Origin of the sequence: Bradyrhizobium sp. LA6.1 (assembly GCF_040547805.1) — a bacterium.
Taxonomy (GTDB): Bacteria; Pseudomonadota; Alphaproteobacteria; order Rhizobiales; family Xanthobacteraceae; genus Bradyrhizobium; species Bradyrhizobium barranii.
Genome location: NZ_JBEPQK010000009.1, coordinates 79,324 through 93,816, shown reverse-complemented (window position 1 = coordinate 93,816; position 14,493 = coordinate 79,324). Strand labels below are relative to the sequence as shown.

Genomic DNA, 14,493 nt, shown 5'->3' with positions numbered 1-14,493 from the left:
AGCCAAAACATCGGGAGGACTATCGATGCGCAATACGCTCGTGTTGTGCTGTGTCGCCGCGTTGTCGGCGATATCAGGAACTGCAAGCGCACAAGACTGGACCAAATCGAAATGGGGACCGAACGACGAGATCGGTGCCGCCAATTACATGACGCCGGAGCTGGTGGTGAAGGCCGCCTCGCTGGTGAAGACCGGCAAGACCTACGCCCTCGGCATTCCCGTCACGCCACAGACACCCGCCTATCCGCCACGCACGTTCAAGCTCACCATCGTTCAGCCCGGACAGGCCGGCAGCCCGGGTCTCGGTCCGAACAAGGCGACCTATAACGACGACATCCTTGATACGTGGGTCGGCATCGGCAGCCAGCTCGACGGCCTCGGCCATCTCGGCGTCGAGCACGTCTACTACAACGGCAACAAGCTCGCCGATTTTGCCGATCCGAATGGCTTGAAGAAGCTCGGTATCGAGAAGGTCCCACCGATGGTCGCGCGCGGCGTGCTGCTCGACATGGCCGCCTATTTCAAAACCGACATCGTGAAGGAAGGCACCGCCTTCAACGTCAAGGAGATCGAGGAAGCTGCCAAGCAGCAGAACGTCGAGATCCGCCAGGGCGATGTCGTCATCTTCCACACCGGCTGGCTCAGCCTGATCGGCAAGGACGACAAGCGCTACTCGGCCGGCGAGCCCGGTCTCGGCGTCGAAGGCGCGAAGTACCTGACCGGCAAGGGCGTGGTCGCCATCGGTGCCGACACCTGGGCGCTCGAGGTGCTGCCGTTCGAGTCCAAGAACGTATTCGAAGTGCACCAGATCCTGCTCGCGATGAATGGGACCTACATTCTCGAGAATATGGACACCGCCGCGCTCGCTCGCGACAAGGGCTACGAATTCCTGTTCGTGCTCGGACAGCCGCGCTGGACCGGCGGCGTGCAGGCGATGATCAACCCGATCGCGATCCGCTGATCGGCGACGTACTCAGCGGGCGAGGATCGGCCTGCCGCCCGGCAGGCGCCCTCGCCCGACCTGTCCGTCATCGCGGCCTCAGATGCCATCGCCGCAATGCAACGAAGGCCCAGATGGCTTCGACGAGGCCAAACGGCCAGGCGCCCTGCAGGAAGCCGTAAGCCGAGCCGAACGCGCAGGACGCCGCGAACAGCAGCACGAACCAATGGCTGCGATCCTCCAGGGCATAGCAGACCAGCATCGCCGTCACGGCAAACAGGCCGAATAGTGTCAGCGCATCCATGTTCCGGGTTCACTCCGTAGCGCGACGCGTGATAAGCGCTAGTCCCATGCCGGCTCTTATCCTGCCCCTGATCGATGCTGCAACCCACTGGCCCGAACGCGGCGGGTTGGTCGGCCTTGACCTCGGCACCAAGACCATTGGTGTTGCCGTGTCCAATCCGGACCGGCGCCTCGCGACGGGCGTCGAGACCATCCAGCGCAAGGCATTCAAGCAGGATGCCGCCCGGCTGCTCGCGATCGCGGCCGAGCGCAAGGCGGTCGGCTTCGTGCTCGGCCTGCCCATCAACATGGACGGCAGCGAGGGCCCGCGGGCGCAATCGACCCGCGCCTTCGCCCGCAACCTTGCCGGGCTGACCACACTCCCCATCGGCCTCTGGGACGAGCGTCTGTCGACCGCCGCGGTCGAGCGCGAGCTGATCGGCATGGACGTCAGCCGCGCCAAGCGCGCCGAAGTGATCGACGAGCACGCAGCGATCTTCATCCTGCAAGGCGCGCTCGACCGCCTCGCCAATTTGCGACAAGCCTAATTCCCGGAAGCGACAGCATGGCATTGCCGACGAGAGCAAAAATTTCGATCGGCGCCGTCCTCCTGGTTCTCCTCGCTGTGCAGAGTTCCTCTGCCGCGGAGGATCATGCCGTGTCGGAGCTCAAAGGCACGTGGTCCGGGACGTTCAACCAGTATTCGCACGACATCAACGGCAGCTTTCCAGTCAAGCTCACCATCGACGCGATCTCTGGGGCTGAATTCACGGGCGCCATGGAGTGGCCAAGCTTTGACGGCACCCGGACAAAAGTGAAGGGAATGGTCGACGGCCCGCTGATCAAGTGGACCGAGACCGAATATCTCAAGGGCGACGATGCCGTCCTCGGCGGACTGTACGTCGCGCGCTTCAGCGCGGACAACGAGATCGCCGGCGACTGGATGGACCCCAAACACACCATCACGCCGAAGGGGCCCCGCTACGGGACACGCGGGGCCGACTTCGTTCTGAAAAAGGAATAGGCGCCTGCCATGGCCGTCGTGATCGCGGCGCTGCTGCCGGTCTTCATCCTCATCGTGCTCGGCGTGGTGCTCAGACGCACCCTGATGCGGCTCGACACGCAATGGCACGGGCTGGAGCGGCTGACCTATTTCGTGCTGTTCCCGATGCTGCTGATCCAGACGCTGGTGAAGGCCGACCTCTCCAGGGTGCCGGTCGCCGGCGTCGGCGGCGCGCTGCTGCTGTCGGTGCTCGCGATGTCACTGCTCTGCCTCGCGCTCCGCCCGGCGCTCGCACGGTTCGACATCGACGGCCCCGCCTTCACCTCGATCTTCCAGGGCGCGACGCGCTGGCAGACCTATGTGGCGCTCTCGGTGTCCGCCAACATGATCGGCGATGTCGGACTCGCGCTGGCCTCCGTGGCGATGGTCGCGATCATTCCGCTGGTCAACGTGTTCAGCGTCGCCGTGCTCGCGCACTATGCTTCGCCCGAGAAGCAGTCCGCGCGCGCCATCGTCATGACGGTGGTCCGCAATCCCCTGATCTGGGCCTGCGTGATCGGCCTCGGCATCAACGTCATCCATCTGCCGCTGCCAAAAATCTGGCACGAGGTCGCGGACGCGCTCGGCCGGTCCTCGCTCGCCATCGGCCTGCTCGTCACCGGCGCCGGCCTGCAGCTCAACGGTCTGCTCCGCCCGAGCGTGAGCGCAACCATCGGCGTGGCGTTCAAGCTGGCGCTGATGCCCGTGCTCGCGCTGGCGCTCGCCGCCTGGTTCGGACTCTCGGGCGACAGCCTGGCGATCGTCGCAATCTGCGCGGCGGTGCCGACCTCCCCCAGCGCCTACGTGCTGGCCCGCCAGATGGGCGGCGATGCGCCGCTGCTGGCGCAGATCATCACGCTGCAGACGATCTTGGCGGCGATCACGATGCCGGTCGCGATCGCGCTGGTGGCCTAGCACTCGTCATTGCGAGCACACCTCTCACCACCGTCATTGCGAGGAGCTCTTGCGACGAAGCAATCCAGGCTGTCTCCGCGGAGGTAGTCTGGATTGCTTCGCTGCGCTCGCAATGACGGAATGTGAGGAAACCGCCGGGCTAGCTCCCCAGCCACATCGTCAGCACCACCGCAGTCAGATTGTTCAGCGCATGCAGCACGATGGTGAGCCAGAGCGAGTTGGCGCGATAGCGCATGTAGCCGAACCACAGGCCGATGGAGAAGACCTCGGCGAGGAAGTACATGTCGTACTGCAGATGCACGACCGTCCACACCAGTGACGACAGGATGATCGCGCCGGGCACGCGCAGGAAGCTCGCCGACCAGCCGCGAAACAGGAAGCCGCGCGCCAACACCTCTTCCGACATCGGCGCAGCGACACTGAAGGCGAACAGCAGCATCACAGCCGCGCCCTTGTCGCGGCCCGATTTCAACAGATCGGTCATGAAGCCCGGCGTCGCCTCGCGGCCCAGGCTCCGCGACATCGTCTCCCAGGCGACCACGATCAGGACAAGCCCGATGGCGCCGAACAGCATTTGCTTCCAGGACGGCCAATGCAGCGCGAGGTAATCGACGAACGAGGCCTTCTTGATGCGGATGGCGAGCCACACCGCGGCCAGCGTCGCCGGCAGGCCCATGGTCACCGACAGCGCGAGCGCCGCGGGCTCGCGACCGACACGCTGGATCGACATCAGGTCGAGGGGATCGCCACGGTCCCAGGCCAGATAGAGGATGGCACCGACCTGGCCGAGGAACATCGCGACGAAGATGAGCAGGCCCCACACCGCCGTGCCCCAGAATTTCCAGACGCGCGGTGCGGCTGGCGTCACGGTCATCGGCGGGAGATCGGGATTGAGGGAGTCCATTCAAGCGCTTTCGTTGGGACGGCACCGTCATTCCGGGGCCGTTCGCACGACGATCTACTTCGTTCGCGGCGGAATCGGGAAATCATAGGCCGCCCCGCCCGCCCCCGGCAGGGAAAAATGCCACCACTCCTTCGCATAGTTCACAAAGCCTTGCTTCGCCATCGCGGCCACCAGCCGCTTGCGCCAGGCACGCTGGTCCGGATTGATCGACGGTGCCGCAGTGTGCCCCTTCATGTCCGTGCAGTCGTAGCCCGTGCCCATGTCGACGCTGCCCTCCGGCAATCGTGCCTCGACCGGCGCCGTGCAATCGGCATAGGTTTTCGACGGGTCGTATCTGGCGGAATTGTCAGCCTTGAGATCGACCAGCGTGAGATCGAGCGCCGCGCCCGTGGAATGCTGCGAGCGGCTCGCGATGTAGCCGAGGCGGAACAGCTCGCTCTTCGGGATCTTCGGATTGTAGCGCCGCTCGGCCGCCGTCTCGTAGCCGTTCTGCGACCACTTCACCATGTCGAGCGAGGCCCGCGCCGGCCGGTAGCAGTCGAACATCTTCAGCGACAGGCTTTGCGCCGCCAATTCCTGCTGGACCGCCTTCAGCCGCAGCCCCACCTCGCGCCTCACCACGCATTCGCCGGCGCCGTAGCCGGCGAGCGGACGGCCGACGAAATTGTTGGACGTGGCGTAGCGGATGTCCTGGATGATGCCGGGATCGATGTCGCGCAGATAGACGAAGCCGCCGGGGAGCGACTGGGCGTGGGCTTCGCTGATCACGGTTGCTGCCAAGAGCGCGGTCAAAATTGTTTTCAACTGGAGCTCCCCACATCGTGATGGCCGGGCTTGTCCCGGCCATCCACGGCCTTTTACGTCAAATGCGAATGAAGCACGTGGATGCCCGGGACAAGCCCGGGCATGACGGAGAGGATGAGCCCGCACCGACAGATCAGGGGATAACTCCCCGCCCCGGCATTGGCCCTTGCCCCCCCAGCCATCCCCGCCTATAGCTCTCGTTTTAATGACATCGAAATCGACCTTCGTCCTCGGCCACCGGCATTTGCTGGGCATCGAGGGCCTTTCCGCGGCCGACATCACCGGCCTCCTCGACCTGTCCGAAGAATATGTCGAGCTCAACCGCCAGGTTGACAAGAAGCGCACCGTCCTGCGTGGACGGACGCAGGTGAACCTCTTCTTCGAGGCCTCCACCCGAACCCAGTCCTCGTTCGAGCTCGCCGGCAAGCGGCTGGGCGCGGACGTCATGAACATGTCGGTCTCCTCCTCGTCCATCAAGAAGGGCGAGACGCTGGTCGACACCGCGATGACGCTCAACGCCATGCATCCAGATATCCTGGTGGTGCGCCATCACGCCTCCGGCGCGGTGGAACTGCTGGCGCGCAAGGTCGACGGTTCCGTGATCAATGCCGGCGACGGCGCGCACGAGCATCCGACGCAGGCGCTGCTCGACGCCCTGACCATCCGCCGCAACAAGGGCCGGATCGAGGGCCTCGTGGTCGCGATCTGCGGCGACGTGCTGCATTCGCGCGTCGCCCGCTCCAACATCATCCTGCTCAACACCATGGGCGCCCGCGTCCGCGTCGTCGGCCCCTCGACGCTGCTGCCGCCCGGCATCGAGCGCATGGGGGTCGAGGTCGCGCGCGACATGCGCGAAGGGCTCAACGGCGCCGATATCGTCATGATGCTGCGGCTCCAGCGCGAGCGCATGAACGGCTCCTTCGTGCCGTCGACCTCCGAATATTTCAACTATTTCGGGCTGGACCAGAAAAAGCTCGCTTACGCCAAGCCGGACGCTCTCGTCATGCATCCCGGTCCGATGAACCGCGGCGTCGAGATCGACACCGCGGTCGCCGACGGCGCGCAATCGCTGATCCGCGAACAGGTCGAGATGGGCGTGGCGGTACGGATGGCCGTGCTCGAAGCGCTCGCCCGCAACTTGCCGAACGCGTGATGCTCATGCTGACTGACCGCCGTCCCATCCTCCTCGCCAACGCCCGCGTCGTCGATCCCTCCAGGGATTTCGACGGCCCCGGCGATGTCCTGATTGCCGACGGAATCATCCGCGAGACCCGCCGCGGCATTGGCGCTGCCGGCGTCCCCGAGGGCACCGACGTCGTCAACTGCGCCGGCAAGATCGTGGCCCCCGGCCTCGTCGACATGCGCGCCTTCGTCGGCGAGCCCGGCTTCAGCCACCGCGAGACCTTTGCCTCGGCGAGCCAGGCGGCTGCGACCGGCGGCATCACCACCATCATCTGCCAACCCGACACGTCTCCGGTGATCGATAACTCGGCGACCGTCGACTTCGTGATGCGCCGCGCCCGTGACACCGCGATCGTCAACATCCTGCCGATGGCGGCGCTCACCAAGGGCATGCACGGCGAGGAGATGACAGAGTTCGGCCTCCTCAAGGCCGCCGGCGCGATCGCCTTCAGCGACAGCGACAAGAGCGTGATCAACGCGCAGGTGATGCGCCGCGCGCTGACCTACGCGCGCGATTTCGACGCGCTGATCGTGCATTACACCGAGGATCCCGATCTCGTCGGCGAAGGCGTGATGAACGAGGGCGAGTTCGCCTCGCGGCTCGGCCTGATGGGCATCCCGAACGCCGCGGAGGCCGTGATGCTCGAGCGCGACATGCGTCTCGTCGCGCTCACCGGCGGGCGCTATCACGCGGCCTCGCTGTCCTGTATCGACTCGCTCGACGTCCTCAAGCGCGCCCGCGACGCCGGCCTCGCCGTGACCGCCTCCGTCTCGATCAATCATCTTGCGCTGAACGAGAACGATATCGGCCCCTACCGATCGTTCCTGAAGCTGTCGCCGCCGCTGCGGACCGAGGACGACCGCCGCGCGCTGGTCGCAGCGGTCGCCTCCGGCCTCGTCGACGTCATCATGTCCGACCACAATCCGCAGGACGTCGAGGTCAAGCGCCTGCCGTTCGCGGAAGCCGCACCCGGCGCCATTGGGCTCGAGACCATGCTGCCTGCGGGCCTTCGCCTCGTGCACAATGAGGAACTCGACCTGAAGACGCTGATCCGGGCCATGTCGACGCGGCCGGCCGAGATCCTGGGCCTGCCGGGTGGAACCCTGCGCACGGGCAGCCCGGCCGATGTCATCGTGATCGATCCCGATGTGCCCTGGATCGTCGATCCCGCCGAGCTCAAATCGCCCTGCAAGAACACGCCGTTCGACGAGGCCCGCTTTACAGGCCGCGTGGTGCGCACCATTGTCGGCGGACGGACGGTGTACGAGCATGTCTGACGGGCAAATTCATGCGTGGCGTCGCGGTTCAGCATGGAGATGCGGCCATGGGGCTTGAAGCCTTCCTGCCGGTGGCCTTTGTCATCGGCTACCTGCTCGGCTCGATTCCGTTCGGGCTGGTCCTCACCAAGCTCGCCGGCACGCAGGATATTCGCTCGATCGGCTCCGGCAGCATCGGCGCCACCAACGTGCTGCGCACGGGACGCAAGAGCCTTGCCGCGGGCACCCTGCTGCTCGACGCGCTCAAGGGCACGGTCGCTGTGGTGATCGCCGGCTACATCGCGGGGCCCAACGCCGCCATGGTTGCCGGTCTCGGCGCCTTCCTCGGCCATCTCTTCCCGGTCTGGCTGAAGTTCAAAGGCGGCAAGGGCGTCGCCGTCTATATCGGCATCCTGCTCGGCCTGTTCTGGCCCGGCGCGATCGTGTTCTGCCTGCTTTGGCTCGCCACCGCCTTCACCACCCGCTACTCCTCGCTGTCCGCGCTGGTGGCGGCGTTCATCACCCCGATTTTCCTGTGGTGGTTCGGGCACCTCGCGCTCGCATCGCTGTTCGCCGCGCTGACGCTGCTCTTGTTCTACGCGCATCGCGAGAACATCAAGCGACTGCAATCCGGCAAGGAAAGCCGGATCGGCGAGAAGGCCTAGAGCGTTTTCGAGCGAAGTGGATGCCGGTTCGCGTCAAAAAAACGCGTCAAAACAAAATCCAAGGCCGGAAAAAGTACGGATATCGCCGCACCGCCTCCGCATTATGTGCCAATTCCTGTTCGCAACTCGGAAGCGGCTCGCGGCCGGAGTGGCGAACGAGTTCCACGCCTGTCATCCTGACAGCGGAAATGGCGTTACGCGGTAGCTCAGAATGAGCGAGAAGATTGTCGGCGCGCATGACGGGCCTGGTTCGCACGGTGCTTCCAGCACCGCAGCAAGCCGGCTGCTCTCGATGACCAATGTCTGGTCCGATGCGCCCTCGCCGCTGCCCGCGCCCGAGCCTGCTCCCGTACCCCCGCCACTGACCCAGCCTGCGCCCGTCGCGCAAACCGCCGCGCGAGTCGAGATTGTGACCATTGCCGCGCCGGTCACGCCCGTGCAGCCGCGCTCCGACCAATGGCCTCCGCAAAAATTGTCGCTGGCCCTTCAGGGCGGCGGCACTTTTGCCGCCTTCACCTGGGGCGTGCTGGAGCGGTTGCTCGAAGAGCCCTCAATCGAGATCAACACCGTCAGCGGCGCCAGCGCCGGCGCCATCAATGCGCTCCTGCTCGCCACCGGCCTCGCCGAAGGCGGACGCGAAGGCGCCCATTCGCGGTTGAACCGGTTCTGGGCCCGCCTGATGCACGAGGCCTCGTTCCGCTCCTTGATGCTGGTCGGCGGATTCTCGCCGGCGGGAAGCTCGGTCGCATTCGGTCCGACGTTGCGCTCCGGCCAGTTCGATCCGTTCGATCTCGATCCGCTGCGGCTGGCGCTATCGCGCGACATCGATTTTGCCGCCTTGCGCGACGCGGCCTGCCCAAAACTGCTGATCGCCGCGACGCGAATCCGCGATGGGCAGCAGCAGATCTTCCGCAACGATTGCATTACCGCCGACGTCGCGCTGGCCTCGACCTGCCCGCCTTTGGTTCACTGCGCCGTCGAGATCGACGGCGAGGCCTATTGGGATGGCGGCATTGGCGGCAATCCGCCGCTGGTGCGCCTAGCGCAGGAATCGACAGCCTCCGACCTGCTGCTCGTCCAGGTCACGCCCACGCGCGACAGCTACGTGCCGATCACCCTCGCCGCGATCGACCGCAGGCTCGACCAGATCGCGGCCAACGCCGCCCTCAACGCCGAGATCGCGGCGCTGGAATGGGCGCGAGCCACCGCCGCACCTTCGCTGCGGCTCTCCAGGATCGCGGCCGAAGACTCCATTGAGGGCCTGGCGCAGCGCTCATCCACCGATCTCGGCCGCGGCTTCATTCGCACGCTGCACCGGAGTGGCCGCGAGGCCGCCGAGCGTTGGCTCGGACAAGGCGCGACAGGCGCCGAGGCCGAACGCGCGCTGCCCGCCACTGAGCCCGCGCTAGCCTGATTTCGCCAGCGCATCCTCCAGGAACCATGCCGCCGCAAGCGCGCCGGGATCGTTGCCGAAGCGCGCGATCACCTGCACGCCGATCGGCAGGCCGCCCACTTTCATCACCGGCACGTTGACGCAAGGATTGCCCATCAGCGTCCAGAGCCGGTTGTAACGGGGCGAGCCGGTCGAGGCGAGCTCCTTGGCCGGCGCGGTGCCCGGCGCCGAATAGGTCAGCAGCACGTCAAAACCCTCGAACAGTTCGCCGAGCTCGCGGCGGCCACGGCGGGCGATCCGACGCGCGTCGTCATACTGCTTCGGCGTCAAGCCGACGGTGTCATCGAGGCTGGCACGCAGCATCGGCGCGATCTCGTCGTGATGCTCCGAAAACTCCCAGGCCAGCGCGCGATGCGCCTCGAAATCCTGGATGATCGGGTGGATGCGCCAGGCTTCCTGCACCGACTCCGGCAGATCGATGGTCTTGACACTGGCACCGGCCTTCTCGGCCGCCTTGATCGCAGCCTGCAAGCCCTCTTCCGCCGCCGGCTCCACGGCCTCGGCAAACTCCTGCCTCACCACGCCGATGCGCGGCGCCCTGGCCGCGGCGATGCCATCGAATTCAGTGCGGCCGGTGATCGCCAGCAGCCCGCGCGCGAGATCCTCCGCGCGCGATCCGAACAGGCCGACAGTATCAAGCGCCCATGAGTAGCACTTCACGCCGATGGTCGGCAGCATCCGGAACGACGGCTTGATCGCAGCAGCCCCGCAATAGGCGGCGGGCCGGATCACCGAGCCGCCAGTCTGGGTGCCGAGCGCCAGCGGGATCATGCCGGCGCCGACGGCCGCGGCCGAGCCCGAGGACGAGCCGCCCGGCGTATGGCCGAGATTGTGCGGATTGAGCGTCGGGGTCGGATCGCGCGAGGCGAACGCCGTGGTGGTGGTCTTGCCGATGATGGTGGCGCCTGCCCGCTTCAGCATCATCACGACCGGTGCGTCCGAGCGCGGCTGCCAGCCACGATAGATCTCCGAGCCCATCTCGGTCGGCATGTTGGCGGTGTCGATGATGTCCTTGATGCCGACGGCGATGCCGCGCAGCGGGCCGGAGGCTTGTGCCTTCGCGGATTTGTCGTGACGGACGAAGGCGTGGACGTCCTTCTCCCTGGCCTCGATCGCCGCGTGCGACTGGGCGATGGCGTCATCGGGCGAAAGCTCGCCCGCTTCGATGCGGCGCTGGAGGTCGGCGAGTGAGATCATGGCAATACCCTTCTTATTGCCATCGCTTTTAGCATCGGGACGAGGTCGCGCAAGCGCACGTGGACGCGGTCGATCCATGCGTGCAGTCGACCGGGACCAGCGGCTCGACCAGAGCATTCGCCTCCGCGGGCGCCGCGCGGATGAGATCAAAACTGGAAACAGTATCTTTCAATTATTTCTATTTTTATCGCGATTCAATCGAGCCAGTGTGAGGTCACAACGCAGGGCCCTGCGGCGCGCACTCTCTTACGAACCACAAACGCCTGGTGCGTCACCGCCGTCGGACCTCAACCAAGCACAGGAGCGATGACCATGGATACGACCCGTTATGCTTCCCTCGTTGGCCGCCTGCTGATCGGCCTCCCGTTTGCAATGAGTGGCTTCAGCAAGCTCACCGCTTATGGTGCGACCACCGCTTACATCGCCGCTGCGGGATTGCCGGTGCCCCCGTTGGCATATGCGATCGCGGTTCTCGTCGAGCTCGGTGGCGGTCTCCTGCTGATCGCGGGCTATCAAGCCCGCTCGGTCGCGCTGGCGCTCGCCATATTCTCGCTGGCCGCGGCAGTCTCGTTCCACAACAACTTTGCCGACCAGAATCAGATGATCCACTTCCTCAAGAACGTGATGATGGCAGGCGGCCTGCTCCAGATCTTTGCCTTCGGTGCCGGTGCGCTCAGCCTTGACGCTCGCGTCTCCCGTGGCGGCGTCGCTGTCGCTCAGGCGGCCCACGCGCGTTGAATCGACGACCTTGCGGAAGACCCGTCGACCACGTCGGGTCTTCCTGCAGCGCCTTTGAAGCCCGATCAAGCGCACGCAACTGTTGCCCACGCCCTCAGGTTGTTCCATGCTGCCTCCACAAGGAGACGCCGTGGACGCCATCAATCCGAGCGTTGAGCTGACCGAGGCTGAGCGGATCGACCGCCTGCGGCTGATCCGCTCTGACAATGTCGGGCCGCGTGGCACTAACGCGGAAACGCCGCAACCTTTGCGTTAGTTCTAAATTGCCCCGACAATCAAGGCGATGAGATTCGAATGCCGGACTGTTGGACGCTCACGCCGTCTCGGCTTAGGCTGTGCGCCTTCTGACCCAACCTGTTCATTGACGCGGCTGGACCAATGTCGAAAAATGCTTACTCTCTGCCAGAGGATAAGCGATTTAGCGGTGCTATGAAACGACGCGGATTCATCACTTTGGCTGGCGGGGCGTTGGCGTGGGCAACGGCCGCACGCGCTCAGCAAGTGAAGCGCGTCTCGCGGATCGGCCTTTTCCTCCCCCCACCGCGAAATTCGGAGGTCGACGCGTTCCTCGTTGCGCTTCGCGGTCTCGGTTGGGTTGAGGGCGAGAACGTCCACGTTGAATATCGCGACGCCGACGGCGACGATAACCGGCTTCCGGCGCTGGCTGCTGAACTGGTCGCCCTCGGCGTCGACGTTCTCGTGACAGCCACATTTCCCGGGGTTCTTGCCGCGCACCGTGCGACGACCACAATTCCAACCGTGATGATCGTGGGTCCCGATCTGGTGACCTTGGGCCTTGCAGCCAGCATGGCTCATCCCGGTGGCAACATTACGGGACAGACCTTTTTCCTTACAGAACTAGCTGCGAAGCGGTTAGAGGTTCTTGCGAGCATAGCTCCCTCGATGACCCGCGCAGGGGTGCTCATGCAGCGAGGCAACCCCCTGAACAACGGCACCATGAGTGCCATGACGAACGCCGCGCGGGCAATGAAGGTTGAGCTGCGACCGATCGAGCTTGACGTCCCCGGCGACCTCGACAACGCGCTATCAATCGTCGGCTCCTCCGCCATGGACGGTCTCGTCATCACGGACGCCAATGCGTTTGTCACCAATTCGGCGTTGGTCTCGGCGATTGTCGACAAGTGCCGCGTGCCATCGATTGCCGCACCCATCGTCGCGTCCCGGGGGGGCGCACTGGTAGGGTACGGGGTAGACTTCACCTCCATGTTTCGCCGCGCCACTGTTTTCGTTGACAAGATATTGAAGGGCGCGAACCCGGCCGACATCCCCATCGAGCAGCCGACGCAGTTTAAGACGGTCATCAACTTGAAGACCGCCAAGGCGCTCGGCCTCGAGATACCGCAGTCGTTGCAGGTGCGCGCGGACGAGGTCATCGAATAGCAAAAGCCTTGAGGAATAAGGCAGCGCGTTGCTCCATTCCTCCTCCGCCCATGATTGGGGCGATAGAAACAACCACACGCCACTGTTGCCCACGCCCTCAGGTTGTTCCATGCTGCTTCCACAAGGAGACGCCGTGGACGCCATCAATCCGAGCGTTGAGCTGACCGAGGCTGAACGGATCGACCGCCTGCGGTTGATCCGCTCCGACAATGTCGGGCCGCGCACCTTCCGTTCGCTGGTCGATCATTTCGGCACGGCGCGCGCCGCGCTGGAGCGGCTGCCCGATCTGGCGCGCCGCGGCGGCGCGGCCCGTTCCGGGCGCATCTGTAGTGCCGATGAGGCGAAGGCCGAGCTCGCCGCAAGCCGCAAGTACGGCATCGCCTGGCTTGCGCCCGGCGAGGACGGCTATCCGGCGCGGCTGGCGACGCTCGACGATGCGCCGCCGCTGCTCGCCGTGCGCGGCGACAACGCAACCTTGATGCGGCCGATGATCGCGATCGTCGGTTCGCGCAACGCCTCCGGCGCCGGCTTGAAATTCGCCGGGCAGCTCGCGCGCGAGCTGGGCGAAGCCGGCTTCATCATCATCTCGGGGCTCGCCCGCGGCGTCGATCAGGCGGCGCACCGCGCCAGTGTCGAGAGCGGCACCATCGCAGTGCTCGCCGGCGGACATGACTGCATCTATCCGCCCGAGCATAGCGACCTGCTCGCCGCGATCCTCGATCACGCGGGTGCTGCGATTTCCGAGATGCCGCTCGGCCACGAGCCGCACGCCCGCGACTTTCCCCGCCGCAACCGGCTGATCTCGGGCGCCGCCCTCGGCGTGGTCGTGGTCGAGGCGGCGCACCGCTCGGGCTCGCTGATCACCGCGCGCATGGCGGCCGAACAGGGCCGCGAGGTATTCGCGGTGCCCGGCTCGCCGCTCGACCCGCGCGCTGCCGGCACCAACGATCTGATCAAGCAGGGCGCAACGCTCGTCACCGAAGCCGCCGACATCATCAACGCTGTCGCACCGATCATGGAGCGGCCGCTGATGCATCCGGCGAGCGAGCCCGACAGCGAACCGTTCGAGAGCGACCCGCAATCACACGACCGCGACCAGATCACCGGCCTGCTCGGCCCTGCCCCCATCTCGATCGACGATCTCGTGCGGATGTCCGGCGCCTCGCCCGCGATCGTCCGCACCGTGCTGCTGGAGCTCGAGCTTGCGGGCCGCCTCGAACGCCACGGCGGCGGTCTCGTTTCTCTTCTCTAGGTGTCGTTGCGCTCGTCGAAGCGCGTGCGTGCCGCCGCGATCTGCGCCTGGTGCTCCTTCGCCCATAGCCCAAGCGCCATCACGGGCTGCTGGAGCCCGCGGCCAAGATCGGTCAGCTCATAGTCCACGCGCGGCGGAATGGTCGGGAAGATCGTGCGCGTGACGAGGCCGTCGCGCTCCAGCCCGCGCAGGGTCAAGGTCAGCATCCGCTGCGAGATGCCGTTGATCATCCGCTTCAGCTCGTTGAAGCGCTTGGGCCCGTCGCTCAGCATCATGATGACGAACACGCTCCATTTGTCGCCGACGCGCGCCAGGATCGAGGCGACCCCGCGGCAGTCCGCGTGGTCGCGATCCGGCATCTGGGGAGCAGGAAAATCGGTGTGTGCAGGTCTCAAAGATGTGCCCATGGCTCAAAAAAGTGCGTTCTTGCGGGGAATTTGACAGTCACTCATGTAGTGCGG

16 protein-coding genes and 1 pseudogene are annotated in these 14,493 nt (G+C 65.5%); 12 read left to right on the top strand and 5 right to left on the bottom strand.

Annotated elements, in window-relative coordinates; all coding sequences use genetic code 11:
- Nucleotides 1-25: 25 nt before the first annotated feature.
- Nucleotides 26-961, top strand: coding sequence for a cyclase family protein (locus ABIB99_RS22805; protein ID WP_354177614.1), 936 nt, complete (start codon nucleotides 26-28; stop codon nucleotides 959-961).
- A 67-nt stretch (nucleotides 962-1,028) separates the two neighbouring features.
- On the opposite strand, the gene ABIB99_RS22800 is transcribed toward ABIB99_RS22805, so the two are convergent.
- The gene (locus ABIB99_RS22800; protein ID WP_208087263.1) at nucleotides 1,029-1,244 is read right to left on the bottom strand and encodes a hypothetical protein; all 216 of its coding nucleotides are present in this window, start codon (nucleotides 1,242-1,244) and stop codon (nucleotides 1,029-1,031) included.
- Nucleotides 1,245-1,290: 46 nt separating this feature from the next.
- Between ABIB99_RS22800 and ruvX the strand changes: the two genes are divergently transcribed.
- The 3 genes from ruvX (at nucleotide 1,291) to ABIB99_RS22785 (ending at nucleotide 3,179) form a co-directional block, all read left to right on the top strand.
- On the top strand, nucleotides 1,291-1,770 hold the full coding sequence (ruvX, locus tag ABIB99_RS22795) for a Holliday junction resolvase RuvX (RefSeq protein WP_247310042.1): 480 nt from the start codon (nucleotides 1,291-1,293) through the stop codon (nucleotides 1,768-1,770).
- Between the two features lie 110 nt (nucleotides 1,771-1,880).
- Nucleotides 1,881-2,246, top strand: coding sequence for a hypothetical protein (locus tag ABIB99_RS22790; protein WP_354177613.1), 366 nt, complete (start codon nucleotides 1,881-1,883; stop codon nucleotides 2,244-2,246).
- Nucleotides 2,247-2,255: 9 nt separating this feature from the next.
- Nucleotides 2,256-3,179 carry an AEC family transporter gene (locus tag ABIB99_RS22785; protein ID WP_354177612.1) on the top strand — a complete coding sequence of 308 codons (924 nt, stop codon included), beginning with the start codon at nucleotides 2,256-2,258 and terminating at the stop codon, nucleotides 3,177-3,179.
- A gap of 139 nt (nucleotides 3,180-3,318) precedes the next feature.
- Here ABIB99_RS22785 and ABIB99_RS22780 read toward each other — a convergent pair whose 3' ends face one another.
- Both ABIB99_RS22780 and ABIB99_RS22775 read right to left on the bottom strand, forming a co-directional pair.
- A complete protein-coding gene (locus tag ABIB99_RS22780) occupies nucleotides 3,319-4,083 on the bottom strand; it encodes a CPBP family intramembrane glutamic endopeptidase (RefSeq protein WP_085398484.1) in 765 nt (254 codons plus the stop codon).
- A 54-nt stretch (nucleotides 4,084-4,137) separates the two neighbouring features.
- Nucleotides 4,138-4,887, bottom strand: coding sequence for a M15 family metallopeptidase (locus ABIB99_RS22775; RefSeq protein ID WP_354177611.1), 750 nt, complete (start codon nucleotides 4,885-4,887; stop codon nucleotides 4,138-4,140).
- A gap of 205 nt (nucleotides 4,888-5,092) precedes the next feature.
- Here ABIB99_RS22775 and ABIB99_RS22770 point away from each other — a divergent pair, with 205 nt between their 5' ends.
- The 4 genes from ABIB99_RS22770 to ABIB99_RS22755 all read left to right on the top strand — a co-directional run bounded on the left by ABIB99_RS22770 (nucleotide 5,093) and on the right by ABIB99_RS22755 (nucleotide 9,405).
- Nucleotides 5,093-6,040 (top strand): aspartate carbamoyltransferase catalytic subunit, encoded by a 948-nt coding sequence (locus ABIB99_RS22770; protein WP_014494716.1) that lies wholly within the window; start codon nucleotides 5,093-5,095, stop codon nucleotides 6,038-6,040.
- A gap of 5 nt (nucleotides 6,041-6,045) precedes the next feature.
- Entirely contained in the window at nucleotides 6,046-7,347 is a 1,302-nt protein-coding gene (locus ABIB99_RS22765; RefSeq protein ID WP_354177677.1) for a dihydroorotase, read from the top strand.
- 47 nt (nucleotides 7,348-7,394) lie between these two features.
- A complete protein-coding gene (gene plsY, locus ABIB99_RS22760; protein WP_063986317.1) occupies nucleotides 7,395-7,991 on the top strand; it encodes a glycerol-3-phosphate 1-O-acyltransferase PlsY in 597 nt (198 codons plus the stop codon).
- A gap of 211 nt (nucleotides 7,992-8,202) precedes the next feature.
- Nucleotides 8,203-9,405 carry a patatin-like phospholipase family protein gene (locus ABIB99_RS22755; RefSeq protein WP_354177610.1) on the top strand — a complete coding sequence of 401 codons (1,203 nt, stop codon included), beginning with the start codon at nucleotides 8,203-8,205 and terminating at the stop codon, nucleotides 9,403-9,405.
- On the opposite strand, the gene ABIB99_RS22750 is transcribed toward ABIB99_RS22755, so the two are convergent.
- Nucleotides 9,397-10,641: an amidase gene (locus ABIB99_RS22750; protein ID WP_354177609.1), complete on the bottom strand. Its 1,245-nt coding sequence runs from the start codon at nucleotides 10,639-10,641 to the stop codon at nucleotides 9,397-9,399. The two genes, ABIB99_RS22755 and ABIB99_RS22750, sit on opposite strands and share 9 nt — an antisense overlap.
- Before the next feature lie 312 nt (nucleotides 10,642-10,953).
- Between ABIB99_RS22750 and ABIB99_RS22745 the strand changes: the two genes are divergently transcribed.
- The 4 genes and pseudogenes from ABIB99_RS22745 (at nucleotide 10,954) to dprA (ending at nucleotide 14,032) form a co-directional block, all read left to right on the top strand.
- Complete coding sequence (locus ABIB99_RS22745; protein WP_502917508.1) at nucleotides 10,954-11,379, top strand: DoxX family protein; 426 nt, start codon at nucleotides 10,954-10,956, stop codon at nucleotides 11,377-11,379.
- Nucleotides 11,380-11,485: 106 nt separating this feature from the next.
- Nucleotides 11,486-11,599, top strand: a pseudogene (locus ABIB99_RS22740) (DNA-processing protein DprA); the annotation flags it as partial.
- 158 nt (nucleotides 11,600-11,757) lie between these two features.
- Nucleotides 11,758-12,780, top strand: coding sequence for an ABC transporter substrate-binding protein (locus ABIB99_RS22735; protein ID WP_354177607.1), 1,023 nt, complete (start codon nucleotides 11,758-11,760; stop codon nucleotides 12,778-12,780).
- 109 nt (nucleotides 12,781-12,889) lie between these two features.
- Nucleotides 12,890-14,032, top strand: coding sequence for a DNA-processing protein DprA (gene dprA / locus ABIB99_RS22730; RefSeq protein WP_354177606.1), 1,143 nt, complete (start codon nucleotides 12,890-12,892; stop codon nucleotides 14,030-14,032).
- On the opposite strand, the gene ABIB99_RS22725 is transcribed toward dprA, so the two are convergent.
- Nucleotides 14,029-14,439, bottom strand: coding sequence for a winged helix-turn-helix transcriptional regulator (locus ABIB99_RS22725; protein ID WP_028152772.1), 411 nt, complete (start codon nucleotides 14,437-14,439; stop codon nucleotides 14,029-14,031). The two genes, dprA and ABIB99_RS22725, sit on opposite strands and share 4 nt — an antisense overlap.
- Nucleotides 14,440-14,493 lie beyond the last annotated feature (54 nt).

What these genes read in the sequence shown, in the direction of transcription:
- ABIB99_RS22805 (WP_354177614.1), top strand. Translation starts at nt 26, where the DNA reads ATGCGCAATACGCTCGTGTTGTGCTGTGTCGCCGCGTTGTCGGCGATA.
- ABIB99_RS22800 (WP_208087263.1), bottom strand. Translation starts at nt 1,244, where the DNA reads ATGGATGCGCTGACACTATTCGGCCTGTTTGCCGTGACGGCGATGCTG.
- ruvX (WP_247310042.1), top strand. Translation starts at nt 1,291, where the DNA reads ATGCCGGCTCTTATCCTGCCCCTGATCGATGCTGCAACCCACTGGCCC.
- ABIB99_RS22785 (WP_354177612.1), top strand. Translation starts at nt 2,256, where the DNA reads ATGGCCGTCGTGATCGCGGCGCTGCTGCCGGTCTTCATCCTCATCGTG.
- ABIB99_RS22780 (WP_085398484.1), bottom strand. Translation starts at nt 4,083, where the DNA reads ATGGACTCCCTCAATCCCGATCTCCCGCCGATGACCGTGACGCCAGCC.
- ABIB99_RS22770 (WP_014494716.1), top strand. Translation starts at nt 5,093, where the DNA reads ATGACATCGAAATCGACCTTCGTCCTCGGCCACCGGCATTTGCTGGGC.
- ABIB99_RS22765 (WP_354177677.1), top strand. Translation starts at nt 6,046, where the DNA reads ATGCTGACTGACCGCCGTCCCATCCTCCTCGCCAACGCCCGCGTCGTC.
- plsY (WP_063986317.1), top strand. Translation starts at nt 7,395, where the DNA reads ATGGGGCTTGAAGCCTTCCTGCCGGTGGCCTTTGTCATCGGCTACCTG.
- ABIB99_RS22755 (WP_354177610.1), top strand. Translation starts at nt 8,203, where the DNA reads ATGAGCGAGAAGATTGTCGGCGCGCATGACGGGCCTGGTTCGCACGGT.
- ABIB99_RS22750 (WP_354177609.1), bottom strand. Translation starts at nt 10,641, where the DNA reads ATGATCTCACTCGCCGACCTCCAGCGCCGCATCGAAGCGGGCGAGCTT.
- ABIB99_RS22745 (WP_502917508.1), top strand. Translation starts at nt 10,954, where the DNA reads ATGGATACGACCCGTTATGCTTCCCTCGTTGGCCGCCTGCTGATCGGC.
- ABIB99_RS22735 (WP_354177607.1), top strand. Translation starts at nt 11,758, where the DNA reads ATGTCGAAAAATGCTTACTCTCTGCCAGAGGATAAGCGATTTAGCGGT.
- dprA (WP_354177606.1), top strand. Translation starts at nt 12,890, where the DNA reads ATGCTGCTTCCACAAGGAGACGCCGTGGACGCCATCAATCCGAGCGTT.
- ABIB99_RS22725 (WP_028152772.1), bottom strand. Translation starts at nt 14,439, where the DNA reads ATGGGCACATCTTTGAGACCTGCACACACCGATTTTCCTGCTCCCCAG.